The following is a 12,867-nucleotide window of genomic DNA, read 5'->3' as shown; positions in this document are numbered from 1 at the left end:
TTAGCCGTCAAGCCATCGGTGCGGAAGGATGACCCTCATGGCCGGACCCACCACCCTCGAACTGCTCTGGGGCACTCAGCAGCAACGCCCGAAACGCGGACCGAAACCATCGCTGACCTTGGAACGCATCGTCGGTGAGGCGATTGCGCTGGCCGATGCCGAAGGGCTGGCCAACCTGTCGATGGCGCGGCTGGCCGAACGCCTGGGCTGCGCGAAAATGGCGCTGTACCGGTACGTCCCGGGCAAGACCGAGCTCGCCGCGCTGATGGCCGACGCCGCGCTCGGTCCCGCGCCGGAAGTCCCCGCCGGCCACGCGGACACCCCGCACGGCTGGCGCGACTACCTCACCGAGTGGACCGTCACCGTCTTCCAGCGCTACTACGCCCACCCCTGGGGACTCGAACTCGCGGTCGGTGTGCGCCCCTCCGGACCGAACGAATTGAGCTGGCCCGAAACGGCTCTCACCGTGCTGAGGGACAAGCGGCTGACCGCCTCGGAGCAGTTGGACGCGGTCGTACTGCTCCTCGGCCACGCCCGCAGCCTGGTGCAGCAGGTGGCCACGCCCGCGGCAGCCACCGAGGGGGTCGAGGAGCGGCTGGCCGAACAGCTCGCGGGCGTCCTGGCCGTCCACGGCGAGCGGTATCCACACCTGACGGCGGCGCTGGCGGAGCAGGCGGCGCAGCCACCCGCCGAGAACGGCCGCGACGACGCCCTGCGCTTCGGCATCGACCGGATTCTGGACGGCCTGGCCGCGCTCATGGCCGCGCGAAAGTAGGCCGGGCGGACCGGAATCGGCCTACGCTCGGCTCATGTCGGACTTACCCGAGTTGCAGCAGGACGCCATCACCACGGTCCGCGAGTTCTTCGCCGCCCTGGAGATGAACATCATCGACGAAGCCCTGGATCTGGCCGATCCGGGCATCGTCTGGAAGAACACTTCGCTGCCCGATGTGCGCGGCCTGGACCGGGTGGGCTGGGTGCTGAAGCAATTGCAGAGCCCGCGCTTCGGTTTCCGCGCCGATATCCACCACATCGCCGCCGACGGCGACAATGTGGTGCTCACCGAACGCACCGACTACCTGCGCTTCGGCCCGGTCGAGATCGCGTTCTGGGTCTGCGGGACCTTCGAGCTGAAGGACGGCCGAATCATTCTCTGGCACGACCATTTCAGCTGGGAGAACTTCCTGCGGGGCAGCATCATGGGCGTGGTGCGCGCGATACTCCCCCGCTGATACCTACTTGCGCAGGTGCGCGAGTTCGGCGCGCGCCTTCTCGCCGGTCTCGCCGAAGTCGGTGCGGGTGAAGATGTTCCAGCGCTCCAGCAGTGGGCCGAAGACCAGTTCGCCCTCGCGGGCCCGGTCGTAGATGCCGGCCTCGGCGAGCACCTCGTCGCTGCTGCGGCCGTCCGCCAACTGCACCGTGGGGACGTGGAAGGCGGCGACCTGATCGGCGATGGCGCGCACGGTCTGGTCGGGGGTCAGCTCCAGCGCCTCGGCGATCAGGTTGGCGAAGAACTCGGCTTGCAGTTCGTCGTCCAGCGCGATGCGCTCGGAAATGGCGGTGACCATGGGGTTTTCACCCAGCGCGGCGGTATTGCGATGCCGTACCGCCGCCGCGGCCTCTTCGAAGGCCGAGACCGCGAGCACATCGAGCAGGTGCAGCGCGGGCCGCCGGTAGCCGGCGGTCATATGCGCCATGCGCATGCGCTCGAGGGCGACGGGATCGACCGCGCGGGTCACCATCAGATAGTTGCGGATGAGGATCTCGTGCCGGTTCTCCTCGGCGGTCCACCGGCCGACCCAGCGCCACCACGGCCCGGTGCGCAGGTACTTGCCGACCTCGCGATGGTAGGAGGGCAGATTGTCGGCAATCAGCACGCTGATGGTCAGCGCCAGCTTCGCGGTCTCGCTCAGCTCGGATTGCGCGGGGTCCCAGTCGGTCCCGCCCAGGAACTCGAAGTTCCGCCCATCGTCCCAGGGCACGTAGTCATGCGGCTGCCATTCGGCGGCCACCTCGAGATGCCGGGTCAGATTGGATTCCACCGCTGCCGCGAGCGTCTCCAGCAACTCACGATCGGCCAAAGCGTTCTGCACCCAGCCAACCTAGCGGCTCCACGGCAAACATGGGGCTCTTAGCCCGGTATTTGGAAAAGCTATGAACCGCGGAGCGGCGGGATCGTGACCGATCACCGCCGCTCCGGATGCGCGATTCAGTTGGTGGTGACGGTGGTCTTGTTGTCCACCCAGGTGATGGTGCCGCCGGTGAAGGTGCTCTGCTTGCCGCCGGCGATATCGGTTTCGTCGCTGGTCGGGTAGCCGAGTTTGCCGCCGGGACCGCCGTTTTCGTCGTACGCCTTGCGGATCTCGCCCCACACCACGTGCGCGGGCCCGCCCGGTGCCACATAGATGGCGCCGCCGGCGAACTCCTGGAGCACGCCGCCGCCGGCCGCTTCCTGCTGCGCCCCGATGGGTTCGCCGAGCGGACCGGTGGCGCCGCCGGCCGCGGTGTACTTCGCGAGAACGTCTCCGCTGACCGCGATTTCACCGCCGTCGCGGGTGGCGATCTTGGTTTCGGTGGCGCCGGTGTGCTCACCGTGCTCGGTGGCCGCGACGGTGGTGGTGACCGTCGTGGAGGTCGCCGAGGCGGAGTCGTTCTTATCGTCCTTGTCGCACCCCGCGGCGAATGCGGTGACGACCGCCAGCGCCGCGACAATGCCAGCCGTGCGTCGAGCGAAGTGGTGCATTTCCATCCTCTCGAGATTTCAGGCCGACACTCGGCAATCTCCAAGCAACCCAGACATGGATCCCCGAAAAGACTGTCGAGCAGGTAGTTCAGCGGAATATACCCGCCGACCCGAGAGGTGAAACGCAAGCCGGAAGGTTGCCCGATCGGGCGGCGCGTACCGCCCGACCGGAACCTTCGCCGGCCCTACGCGTTGGGCCCGTACTCCTCCAGCATCTCGGTGACCAGCGCCGCGATCGGCGACCGCTCACTGCGGGTCAGGGTGACATGCGCGAACAGCGGATGCCCCTTGAGCTTTTCGATCACCGCGGCCACGCCGTCGTGCCGGCCGACACGCAGATTGTCGCGCTGGGCCACATCGTGGGTGAGCACCACGCGCGAGCCGCTGCCGAGCCGCGAGAGCACGGTGAGCAGCACATTGCGCTCGAGTGACTGGGCCTCGTCCACGATCACGAAGGAATCGTGCAGCGAACGCCCGCGAATGTGGGTGAGCGGCAGCACCTCCAGCATGCCGCGCGCCTGCACCTCCTCCATCACCTCCGGGCTGGCGAGGCCCTCCAGGGTGTCGAAGACGGCCTGCGCCCACGGACCCATCTTGTCGCTCTCGCTGCCGGGCAGGTAACCGAGCTCCTGGCCGCCGACCGCGTACAGCGGACGGAACACCACCACCTTGCGATGGGTGCGACGCTCCAGCACCGCTTCCAAACCGGCCGTCAGCGCCAGCGCGGACTTACCGGTACCGGCGCGCCCGCCGAGGGACACGATGCCGACGCTCTCGTCGAGCAGCAGATCCAGTGCGATGCGCTGTTCGGCGGACCGGCCGTGCAGCCCGAACGCCTCCCGATCGCCGCGCACCAATTGCAGCCGCTTGTCCGGGCTGACCCGCGCCAGCGCGCTGCCGCGCGAGCTGAGCAGCCGAACACCGGTGTGGCAGGGCAGTTCTCGTGCCTCGTCCAGATCGATGACGGCGTCGGTGTAGAGCTTGTCCACCAGTTCGGAGCCCACCTCGAGCTCGACCATGCCGGTCCACCCGGAGGTGACGACATCCTGGGCGTGGTACTCGTCGGCTTGCAGGCCGACCGCGCTCGCTTTCACTCGCAGCGGAATGTCCTTGGATACCAATACGACTCGCTTGCCCTCGGCCGCGAAATTGAGCGCGCAGGCCAGAATGCGGGAATCGTTGGTGTCGGTGCGGAATCCGACGGGCAGCACATTCGGATCGGTGTGGTTCAACTCCACCTGGAGCGTGCCACCCCCGGCGCCGATGGGTACCTGCTGATCGAGCCGACCGTGCGCCAGACGAAGATCGTCCAGCATGCGCAGCGCCTCCCGGGCGAACCAGCCCAGTTCGTGGTGGTGGCGTTTGGCCTCGAGCTCACTGATCACCACGAGCGGCAGCACCACATGGTGCTCGCCGAAGCGGGTCAGGGCCCAAGGGTCAGACAGCAACACCGACGTATCCACGACGAAGGTTTTCTGTCCGGAATCGGACGACTGCGAGGCGCGATCTCCCTGACCTTTGGTGCCGGTGCCCCGGTTGGAGGCGGCAACGCTGGTGGGAGCGTTAGCGGAGCGTGCATCAGTCACGGTGGGCTCCTTTGCCACTCGCGCGACACCGCGCGAGCGTTCTCGCTGGGCCGGTCAGCTCTGGGGTCGTACGACCCGAGGGCCGGGTGCCGGCCCTCTCGCACTGAGTTGCTCAGTCACGATCAGGACCTCCCGTACGAACCACACCTACGCGGCCCGCACCACCGACGCTACCGCCGTTTCGCTTTTCCGGCCCGCCGGATTTCAGGCGTGTTGGTGAAGTTCAAGTTAACGCCGGTCCCCTCCGGGCGTTTCGCCCAGTTCCTCGAGCAGTACCGGGACATGGCTGTGCTCGGGGTCTTTGGTTGCCGTGATCAGCGTCAACGGTCCCGCGGCGGCCGCTGTGCGCAAGCGGGACAGGCCCTCCCGAGCATCGTCGGCGGCGAGTTCGGATCGATACCTCCGCTCGAACTCTGCCCGGCGTGTCTGCGGTGCGGCGTGGTACCACTTGCGCAGATCATTGGAAGGCGTTACCTCCTTGGCCCATTCGTCGATGTGCGCCGATTCTTTGCTGACGCCGCGCGGCCAGAGCCGATCCACCAGCACCCGCCGGCCGTCACCCTCCTCCGCTTCGTCGTACACGCGCTTCACCCGGTACTCCGGTCGCTGGGTCATGCGCTCCATTACAGTCGATGCCATGGCCGAAACTCAGGATCTGGAGACGCTCTCCACCAAAGAACTGCACGACCGAGCCGTGAAGCTGGCGGTTCGCCGGGGCGACGTCAAATTCCTGTGGGAGCTGCTGAAGTCCATCCCCGCCGCCGAAGCCGCCGCCGGTGACATCGGCGAGAGCGAAGCCGACATCAAGTACGTGCTCCCCATGCTCGACGACTACGCCCACGCGGGCGAAGGCGAAATCGGCGAGATCCTGCGCCCGATGTACGTCGACTACCTGGGCAAACACGCCTGATTCAGGAGCCGTGCAGCCCGGTCAGCACCGCGCGCACGAAGGGCAGGAAGGCCCCCGGCCCCGAGCCCACGTCCTTCAGATGCACGGTCGTGGCGTCGCTGGACTCGAACACCTCGCGCACCATGCCGAGACGTAGCTCGAGGTCCAGCACCTTGATGGTCATGGCCACCTCCGATCATCCGGCAGCGTAGTCGTCCGGAGTTCGACCGGTCAGCGCAATGGGAATACCCCTCCCCCGGTATGCGTTAGTTGACGCATCACCTAAATTTCCGGGCCATCCGGGCCGGACGAGAGGAGCAGGTATGACCACACCCGGCACGGTGGCGCGGCACATCGACCGCGTCCGGACCAAGGCCATGGGTGGGCCGACCACGCAGGTCGACAAGAACGCGCTGATCATCGCGCCCGACGACGTGACCAAGACCGATCCGTTCCTGTTGATGGCCGAGGACTGGTTCTCCGAACCCGGCTTCGAATGGCATCCGCATCGTGGGGTCGAGACCGTCACCGTGGTGCTGGACGGGGTGCTGGAGCACGGGGACAGCCTCGGGCATGCGGGAGCGCTGGAGCCCGGTGACATTCAGTGGATGACGGCCGGGCGCGGGATCATTCACCGGGAGCTGGCTTATCGGAACGAGCATGCGCACACCTTGCAGCTGTGGCTGAATCTGCCGACCGACAAGCGGATGGTGGAGACGCGGTATCAGGATGTGCGACAGGCGGATCAGGCGAGCATCGAAGGTCCGGGAGTGCTGGTGCGCGTCGTGTCCGGCACCGCCGGTGAGGTTACCGGTCCGGCCGAAAACCATTGGCCCATCACGGGTCTCATGGTGACGCTGGAGCCCGGGAGCACGTATTCGCCGGTGCTCTCGCCCGAGGATCGCGCGTTCGCGTTTGTCATCGAGGGCAATGCCACCATCGCCGGGAAGACGGTGAGCGAAGGCCAGGTGGCGTGGTCGGATCCGATGAAGGTCACCGATCCCACCAGCCTGGAGCTGATCGGCGCGGATCCGGAGCGCAGGACCACGGTAATGCTCTTCTCCGGCAAGCCGATCCGGGAATCCATCGTCTTCGGCGGGCCGTTCGTGATGAGCAGCCGCGCGGAGATCGAGCAGGCTTACCTCGACTTCCAGCGCGGCAAGTTCGGGCCGATCCCGCGGCTCGCGCGCCTTTGATCGGATGAAAACAAAGCCCGCCACGACCGGAAGGCCGTGGCGGGCTTCGCTTTACGCGAGGGGCGATCAGCCCAGCAGACGCCAGTCCTCGAGACCCTCGTACAGCGGGAACTCCTGCGCCAGCTTGGAAACCCGGCGGCGCAGCGAATCCAGGTCGGCGGAACCGGTCAGCGCGGCCGCGATGATCTCGGCGACCTCGGTGAACTCGGTATCGCCGAAGCCGCGGGTGGCGAGCGCCGGGGTGCCGATGCGCAGACCGGAGGTGACCATCGGCGGGCGCGGGTCGAACGGAACCGCATTGCGGTTCACGGTGATTCCGATCTCGTGCAGCAGATCCTCGCCCTGCTGACCGTCGAGCTGCGAGTTGCGCAGGTCGACCAGCACCAGGTGCACATCGGTGCCGCCGGTGAGGACGGTGATGCCCTTCTCCTTGGCGTCGGCGGCGGTGAGGCGCTCGGCGATGATCTTGGCGCCGGAGAGGGTGCGCTCCTGGCGCTCCTTGAACTCGGCCGAACCGGCGATCTTGAACGACACGGCCTTGGCGGCGATGGCGTGCATGAGCGGGCCGCCCTGCTGACCCGGGAAGACCGCGGAGTTCAGCTTCTTGGCGAACTCCTCCTTGGCCAGGATCAGACCGGAACGGGGACCGCCCAGGGTCTTGTGCACGGTGGAGGAGACCACGTGCGCGTGCGGCACCGGCGACGGGTGCAGCCCGGCGGCGACCAGACCGGCGAAGTGCGCCATATCGACCCACAGGTACGCGCCGACCTCATCGGCGATCTCACGGAAGGCCGCGAAATCCAGGTGTCGCGGGTAGGCGGACCAGCCGGCCACGATCACCTTCGGGCGGGATTCCTTGGCGAGCTTGCGCACCTCGTCCATATCGACGCGATGGTCTTCCTTGGACACCCCGTAGGCGTGCACCTCGTACAGCTTGCCCGAGAAGTTCAGCCGCATACCGTGAGTCAGGTGGCCGCCGTGCGCGAGGTCCAGGCCGAGCAGCTTCTCGCCCGGGGTCATCAGCGCGTGCAGCACCGCGGCATTGGCCTGCGCACCCGAATGCGGCTGCACATTGGCGTAATCCGCGCCGAACAGCTCGGTGACGCGGGCGCGGGCCAGATCCTCGACGATGTCGACGTTCTCGCAACCGCCGTAGTAGCGGCGGCCCGGGTAGCCCTCGGCGTACTTGTTGGTGAGCACGCTGCCCTGTGCCTGGAGCACCGCGCGCGGCACGAAGTTCTCCGAGGCGATCATCTCGAGGGTGTCGCGCTGGCGAGCGAGCTCCCCGCCCATCGCGGCAGCGACCTCGGGATCGAGCTCGTTGAGGGACTGGGAATTCACAGAGTTCGTCGGCGTCACGCGGCCGAGTCTATTGTCCGTCGCCGGAGTGTCGGCCAGAGGGTTCAGTGTGTCGTCTTGCATCGCAACCTCCGTGATCCGGGTACGCCCCGGGGCTGGTTGTCCAGCACCCAGGCGCGCGGTGCGGAACATCGGTGCTTCCCGGTGGTTGCTTCCACCTAAAGTGCGCCAGTCGCGATGCCGCCCATCCTATCGGGCCTGGCCGGGGTCACATACGGCGGATCGCGCCGGGGGTCAGCGGTTCGTCGAGCAGGCGGCGGAATCGGTCCGAACGCTCGCCGGCGTCGGCGGCGGTGTCGAGCCAGCCGCCGAGCAGCCGGTAGCCCTCGACATAGGTGGAGATGTAGGCGCGCCACAGCGGCGAGGACAGGAAGCGCAGCGACTGGCGAGCACGCTCCGGGGTGACCAGGCTCCAGCGTTCCAGGAAGGCCGAGACCTCGTCGGCGTCCTTGCGCTGATCGTGCAGCAGCAGCGCGGCATCCTGGCGGACGCTGAGCAGGTTCGCCGAGGCGGTCGAAATGCGTTCGGCGCGTTCACCGTCGAAGCGCAGGCCGAGATCGGCGTAGATCTCCTGCGCCCATTTGCCCCAGCCGGGTCCGACGATCGACTTCAAAGCCAGATCGGCCAGGCCCTCGGCCATCAGGCACTGCGGGGTGTTGACCACGAACAGGGTCTGCTCGTCCTGGCCCGCCGCGACCAGTCCGGCTTCCTTGCGGCAATGCTCGGTGTGATGCCCCGGGTACGCCTCGTGCGCGATCAAGGCGGGCAGATGCGCCATGTGCTGCTTCAGATCCGAGTTGATGGCCACCTTGGATTTGAAATCACCCAGGTAGTAGTTGAAGCCCGACCACGGCTTGTCGCCCACCACTTCGTATTCGACGGTCTCGGTGTCGGGCAGCGGATAGCGCTGCCGCACCAGATCCCGCAGCGCGCTGGAGAACGCGTCCACGCATTCGTGCAATCGCTCGGCCGGCAGTTCGTCATTGCGCCGGTGCGCGGTCACCCGATCCAGCAGCGGGCCCTCACCCGGCAGCACCTCGTCCAACTGCCGGTGCGCCTCGCGGTACTCCTCTTCATCGCCGGGCGCGATATCCACATCGAAGTAGGCGCGCACCTCGTCGATGAAATTGATGTCGTCCCCGGCGAACTTGCGGCCCGAGCATTCGAGCGCGACCAGATGCGCGTCCAGGAATTCGACGCGTTCACTGCTCAACCCGGCCTCGGGCAGTTCCTTGCGCAGCGCGGCCGCCTTGTTCGCCAAATCGCGCGGTTCGGGAGCGGGCGCGTTCTCCACTTCGCGGCGTAGTGCCGGGTCACCGGTATAGGCGTCGACGAAGCCTTCTTCCAAACGGTCGAAGGCGAGTCCCAGTCGCAGGTATTCGGTGACGAGTGGATGCGCTCCCATATCACCGACCCTATGGGATGACGGTCACCGACGGGCTCGATGCCCGTGACCCCGCCCGGCCCCGGGCGATGTCCGGCTCCCGCTCGGAGCGCATTCGAGGAGCCGCACCCCCAGCCCGAGGGGGTGCGGGGGCGAAGCCCCTGAGAGTTTCGAGAGTTGAGGGTGGCGCAAGTCACGCGTGTTACTCGCCAGTAGGCACACCTGGTGTTCATGGCCCTGTTGCCCGCGAGCACAATTCGGTCATGCGTGGCTGTTGTTCGCCGACCCGAGGACGTGGGTAAGTGGCACGGATGAGTGAACCCAGTCCGTATGTCGAGTTCGATCGCAAGCAGTGGCGGACGCTGCGCAAGTCGACTCCCCTCGTACTGACCGAGGAAGAGTTGACCGGGCTGCGCGGACTCGGTGAACAGATCGACCTGGAAGAGGTCGCCGAGGTCTACCTACCCTTGGCTCGCCTCATCCACCTTCAGGTCGCCGCTCGGCAACGGCTTTTCGCCGCCACCGCGACCTTCCTCGGGGAGACCCATCCGGATCGCCAGGTCCCGTTCGTCATCGGCGTGGCGGGGTCGGTGGCGGTCGGCAAGTCCACCACCGCGCGTGTACTCCAGGCGCTGCTGGCGCGCTGGGACCATCACCCCCGGGTGGATCTGGTCACCACCGACGGATTCCTCTACCCGACAGCCGAACTCACCCGGCGCGGGATCATGCATCGCAAGGGCTTTCCGGAGTCCTACGACCGCCGCAAGCTGCTGCGCTTCGTCACCGAGGTGAAATCCGGTGCGACCGAGGTGTGCGCGCCGGTGTATTCGCACATCGCCTACGACATCGTGCCGGGGCAGTTCCATTGCGTGCGACAGCCCGACATTCTCATCGTCGAGGGGCTGAACGTGCTGCAAACCGGGCCCCGGCTGATGGTCAGCGACCTGTTCGACTTCTCCATCTATGTGGACGCCCGGATCGAGGACATCGAGAACTGGTACGTGCAGCGCTTCCTGGCGCTGCGCAAAACCGCCTTCGCCGATCCGAATTCGCATTTCCATCACTACGCCAAGTTCAACGACTCCGAGGCGACCAGTGCGGCCAAGGAGATCTGGAACAACACCAACCGGCCCAACCTGGTGGAGAACATTCTGCCCACCCGCCCGCGCGCGACGCTGGTGCTGCGCAAGGATTCCGACCACACCATCAACCGGCTGCGGTTGCGGAAGCTCTAGTTGAAAAGAAGGGGGTGTGGGGGTTTGCCCCTTACTACAGCGCCCTCAGAGCTTCCACGCCGCATCCAGGCGGCCCGCGACGTCGATATCGGTGGCGGCCTGGATGTTCGGTTTGCAGATCTCGGCGGCGATGTATTTCGAGACGAACCGCCGGATCTCCATATCGACGCTGGCCAGGATGCGCAGCAGTTCTCCGCGCCGGGACGCGCTCGCCACATTGATGCGCACGTTGGAAGGCTGCGGCTCGTCGATTTCGATGATGACCCGCAGCGGTTCTGCTGTCCGCACGGTCAGATGCAGATGGATGGTCCCGTCCACATGGAAGGGATACCGGTCGACCGACAGATCGATGAGCAGATCGACATCCAGGGGAATCACCAGATCGAACGAAATGTGCTGGTCGACTTCACGATCCAAGCGCGGCTGACCTAGTCGCACGGTCGCGGAGAGTTTCGCGATCCGGCCCGGTCCCAGCCCTATCGGGCCGAAATCGAATGCCTCCCCGGTGAGTTTCTCGAATGCCCCGAGTATCCGTTCGGTGGACGCCGCATATTCGAGGAATCTGCGACCGAACTCCTCGTAGGTGATGTACGCAGCATCGACGGCACGCAGCTCACTCATGCAATCCGACGGTACGGGAGCGACGATCCCGCGAACACGGAAGCCGTTGCACTGCAACTGAATTGTTCACACCTTGTGGCCGAATCCTCGCGACGCGGTCGCGAGGATTCGAGATCCCGGAGATGGGAACTCTTACACCCCGAAGCGGCGGTGCCGGGCGGCGTAATCGCGCAGTGCCCGGAGGAAATCGACGCGGCGGAACTCGGGCCAGTAGGCCTCGGTGAACCAGATCTCGGAATAGGCGCTCTGCCACAAGAGGAATCCGGAGAGGCGCTGTTCGCCGGAGGTGCGGATCACCAGATCGGGATCGGGCTGACCGGAAGTGTAGAGATGTTGTCCGATGGCATCGACGGTAATGGCCTGGACGAGGTCCTCGCCCTTCTCCCCCGCCTCCATCTCCTGGCGAACCAGTGAGCGCACCGCGTCGGTGATCTCCTGGCGACCGCCGTAGCCGATGGCCACGTTCACGTGCACGCCATTGCGGCCTTCGGTGCGTTTGGCGGCCTCTCTCAGGCGTCTCGCCATATCGTCGGGCAGCTGCTCGAGCGCGCCGACGATGCGCACGCTCCAATCCTGTTCCGGCGCGGACAATTCGTCGACGACGTCGGTGATGACCTCGAACAAGGTCTGGAGCTCATCGGAATCGCGGTTCAGGTTCTCGGTGGAGAGCAGGTAGAGCGTGACCATCTCGATCCCGGCCTCGCCACACCACCCGACCAGTTCGGCGATCTTGAGCGCCCCCACCCGATGCCCGTGGCTGAGATCGGCGAACCCGTTCTCCTTGGCCCAGCGGCGATTTCCGTCACACATGACGGCCACGTGCCTGGGGTGCTGTCGACCGGCCAGCTGCTTCGACAGCCGAGCCTCGTAGATGCGATAAGGGAGTCCCCGCAGCTGAACCGCAAGCTTCACAACGCGCAACCCTACGCCCCGTTCCTGTGCGGCGGACTTACCGGGACAGTCGACCTGAACGGTGCTGATCTCCCCAACCTACGGTACCGTAGGTTACCGAGGAGGTAAGAAGTGTCGGACACTGTGCAGCCTTCCGCCCCCGTGGCGGACGCCCTCGAATCCGTTCGGGAAGAACTCGCATTACTCAAGCCACGCATGCGCGGAATCATTCACGCCTGGGCCGTGGGTGTGGCGGCGATCGGCGTGATCGCTCTGGTCGCGGTGGCGAGCACGATCTCCGCGACCGCCACCTGGGCCACGCTCGCCTACGGGCTGACCGTGTGCGGGGTGTTCGGCGTCAGCGCCACCTATCACCGGGTGAACTGGAAGACCGATCGCGCGCGCATGTGGATGAAGCGCGCGGACCATTCGATGATCTTCCTGTTCATCGCGGGCAGCTACACCCCGTTCGCCTTGCTCGGCGTGCGCGGAACCCCCGGCACCGTGCTGCTGATCGCGGTCTGGATCGGCGCGATCGCCGGCGTCACGCTGAAGATGCTGTGGCCCACCGCACCTCGCTGGGTCGGCGTCCCGCTGTATCTGCTGCTGGGCTGGGCCATCGTGCCGGTCGCCGGAACGCTGATCGGAAACGTCGGCTGGACACCGGTACTGCTGCTGCTCGCGGGTGGGATTGCTTACAGCGTGGGCGGCATTCTCTACGCCTCCCGCTGGCCCGATCCGTGGCCGGAGGTCTTCGGTCATCACGAGTTCTTCCATGCCGCAACGGTCGTCGCGGCGCTGTGCCACTACATCGCCGTGTGGCTGGTGCTGCTCACCTAGATCAACAGCTTTTTCCGCAAACGTGCGCTCGGCGGCTTCACTTCTCTAAAGTCGGCTTACAAAGAGACGGACGACACCGAGGCACGAACAACGCTATGACCGACCCCACAGTCGCAACCTGGT

The 12,867-nt window shown here is 66.2% G+C and carries 15 protein-coding genes and 1 riboswitch; of the genes, 6 read left to right on the top strand and 9 right to left on the bottom strand.

From position 1 onward, the window contains the following. Positions 1 to 37: 37 nt before the first annotated feature. Positions 38 to 775 carry a TetR/AcrR family transcriptional regulator gene (locus tag NI1_RS09490; RefSeq protein ID WP_084522973.1) on the top strand — a complete coding sequence of 246 codons (738 nt, stop codon included), beginning with the start codon at positions 38 to 40 and terminating at the stop codon, positions 773 to 775. A 34-nt stretch (positions 776 to 809) separates the two neighbouring features. Next, on the top strand, positions 810 to 1,232 hold the full coding sequence (locus NI1_RS09485; RefSeq protein ID WP_067816956.1) for a limonene-1,2-epoxide hydrolase family protein: 423 nt from the start codon (positions 810 to 812) through the stop codon (positions 1,230 to 1,232). A 3-nt stretch (positions 1,233 to 1,235) separates the two neighbouring features. Here NI1_RS09485 and NI1_RS09480 read toward each other — a convergent pair whose 3' ends face one another. From NI1_RS09480 to NI1_RS09465, 4 genes are all read right to left on the bottom strand, one after another. Beyond that, a complete protein-coding gene (locus NI1_RS09480) occupies positions 1,236 to 2,093 on the bottom strand; it encodes an acyl-ACP desaturase (protein WP_067816953.1) in 858 nt (285 codons plus the stop codon). 116 nt (positions 2,094 to 2,209) lie between these two features. Next, complete coding sequence (locus NI1_RS09475) at positions 2,210 to 2,743, bottom strand: LGFP repeat-containing protein (protein WP_067818056.1); 534 nt, start codon at positions 2,741 to 2,743, stop codon at positions 2,210 to 2,212. Between the two features lie 185 nt (positions 2,744 to 2,928). Continuing rightward, positions 2,929 to 4,329: an RNA 5'-3' helicase PhoH2 gene (phoH2, locus tag NI1_RS09470; protein ID WP_084522969.1), complete on the bottom strand. Its 1,401-nt coding sequence runs from the start codon at positions 4,327 to 4,329 to the stop codon at positions 2,929 to 2,931. 228 nt (positions 4,330 to 4,557) lie between these two features. Next, positions 4,558 to 4,968, bottom strand: coding sequence for a DUF488 domain-containing protein (locus NI1_RS09465; protein WP_245663144.1), 411 nt, complete (start codon positions 4,966 to 4,968; stop codon positions 4,558 to 4,560). On the opposite strand from NI1_RS09465, the gene NI1_RS09460 reads away from it, so the two are divergent. Further along, complete coding sequence (locus NI1_RS09460; RefSeq protein WP_067816947.1) at positions 4,967 to 5,239, top strand: hypothetical protein; 273 nt, start codon at positions 4,967 to 4,969, stop codon at positions 5,237 to 5,239. The two genes, NI1_RS09465 and NI1_RS09460, sit on opposite strands and share 2 nt — an antisense overlap. 1 nt (position 5,240) lies before the next feature. Here the strand turns inward: NI1_RS09460 and NI1_RS37840 are convergent, their stop codons facing one another. Continuing rightward, positions 5,241 to 5,402: a hypothetical protein gene (locus NI1_RS37840; RefSeq protein WP_157535022.1), complete on the bottom strand. Its 162-nt coding sequence runs from the start codon at positions 5,400 to 5,402 to the stop codon at positions 5,241 to 5,243. Positions 5,403 to 5,541: 139 nt separating this feature from the next. Between NI1_RS37840 and NI1_RS09455 the strand changes: the two genes are divergently transcribed. After that, positions 5,542 to 6,414: a pirin family protein gene (locus NI1_RS09455; protein ID WP_067816944.1), complete on the top strand. Its 873-nt coding sequence runs from the start codon at positions 5,542 to 5,544 to the stop codon at positions 6,412 to 6,414. 66 nt (positions 6,415 to 6,480) lie between these two features. Here the strand turns inward: NI1_RS09455 and glyA are convergent, their stop codons facing one another. Together glyA and NI1_RS09445 are read right to left on the bottom strand one after the other, a co-directional pair. Continuing rightward, entirely contained in the window at positions 6,481 to 7,773 is a 1,293-nt protein-coding gene (gene glyA, locus NI1_RS09450; RefSeq protein WP_067818051.1) for a serine hydroxymethyltransferase, read from the bottom strand. A gap of 101 nt (positions 7,774 to 7,874) precedes the next feature. Continuing rightward, positions 7,875 to 7,959: riboswitch (ZMP/ZTP riboswitch) on the bottom strand. Positions 7,960 to 7,981: 22 nt separating this feature from the next. Beyond that, on the bottom strand, positions 7,982 to 9,178 hold the full coding sequence (locus tag NI1_RS09445) for a DUF885 domain-containing protein (protein ID WP_067816941.1): 1,197 nt from the start codon (positions 9,176 to 9,178) through the stop codon (positions 7,982 to 7,984). A gap of 281 nt (positions 9,179 to 9,459) precedes the next feature. On the opposite strand from NI1_RS09445, the gene coaA reads away from it, so the two are divergent. Further along, positions 9,460 to 10,392: a type I pantothenate kinase gene (gene coaA, locus NI1_RS09440; RefSeq protein ID WP_067816938.1), complete on the top strand. Its 933-nt coding sequence runs from the start codon at positions 9,460 to 9,462 to the stop codon at positions 10,390 to 10,392. 45 nt (positions 10,393 to 10,437) lie between these two features. Here coaA and NI1_RS09435 read toward each other — a convergent pair whose 3' ends face one another. Together NI1_RS09435 and NI1_RS09430 are read right to left on the bottom strand one after the other, a co-directional pair. Continuing rightward, positions 10,438 to 11,013, bottom strand: coding sequence for a hypothetical protein (locus NI1_RS09435; RefSeq protein WP_067816935.1), 576 nt, complete (start codon positions 11,011 to 11,013; stop codon positions 10,438 to 10,440). A gap of 132 nt (positions 11,014 to 11,145) precedes the next feature. Next, positions 11,146 to 11,925, bottom strand: coding sequence for an isoprenyl transferase (locus tag NI1_RS09430; protein ID WP_067816932.1), 780 nt, complete (start codon positions 11,923 to 11,925; stop codon positions 11,146 to 11,148). A 123-nt stretch (positions 11,926 to 12,048) separates the two neighbouring features. Between NI1_RS09430 and trhA the strand changes: the two genes are divergently transcribed. Continuing rightward, positions 12,049 to 12,744, top strand: coding sequence for a PAQR family membrane homeostasis protein TrhA (gene trhA / locus NI1_RS09425; protein ID WP_369690131.1), 696 nt, complete (start codon positions 12,049 to 12,051; stop codon positions 12,742 to 12,744). Positions 12,745 to 12,867: the final 123 nt, after the last annotated feature.

It is taken from the genome of Nocardia inohanensis NBRC 100128 (assembly GCF_001612945.1).
Classification (GTDB): domain Bacteria; phylum Actinomycetota; class Actinomycetes; order Mycobacteriales; family Mycobacteriaceae; genus Nocardia; species Nocardia inohanensis.
The sequence above is the reverse complement of the archived record's forward strand: the minus strand, read 5'-3'. Positions and strand labels throughout refer to the sequence as shown.

Excerpts from the sequence above, each read along its gene's own strand:
- NI1_RS09490 (WP_084522973.1), top strand. The coding sequence starts at position 38 with ATGGCCGGACCCACCACCCTCGAACTGCTCTGGGGCACTCAGCAGCAA.
- NI1_RS09485 (WP_067816956.1), top strand. The coding sequence starts at position 810 with ATGTCGGACTTACCCGAGTTGCAGCAGGACGCCATCACCACGGTCCGC.
- NI1_RS09475 (WP_067818056.1), bottom strand. The coding sequence starts at position 2,743 with ATGCACCACTTCGCTCGACGCACGGCTGGCATTGTCGCGGCGCTGGCG.
- NI1_RS09460 (WP_067816947.1), top strand. The coding sequence starts at position 4,967 with ATGGCCGAAACTCAGGATCTGGAGACGCTCTCCACCAAAGAACTGCAC.
- NI1_RS09465 (WP_245663144.1), bottom strand. The coding sequence starts at position 4,968 with ATGGCATCGACTGTAATGGAGCGCATGACCCAGCGACCGGAGTACCGG.
- NI1_RS37840 (WP_157535022.1), bottom strand. The coding sequence starts at position 5,402 with ATGACCATCAAGGTGCTGGACCTCGAGCTACGTCTCGGCATGGTGCGC.
- NI1_RS09455 (WP_067816944.1), top strand. The coding sequence starts at position 5,542 with ATGACCACACCCGGCACGGTGGCGCGGCACATCGACCGCGTCCGGACC.
- NI1_RS09445 (WP_067816941.1), bottom strand. The coding sequence starts at position 9,178 with ATGGGAGCGCATCCACTCGTCACCGAATACCTGCGACTGGGACTCGCC.
- NI1_RS09435 (WP_067816935.1), bottom strand. The coding sequence starts at position 11,013 with ATGAGTGAGCTGCGTGCCGTCGATGCTGCGTACATCACCTACGAGGAG.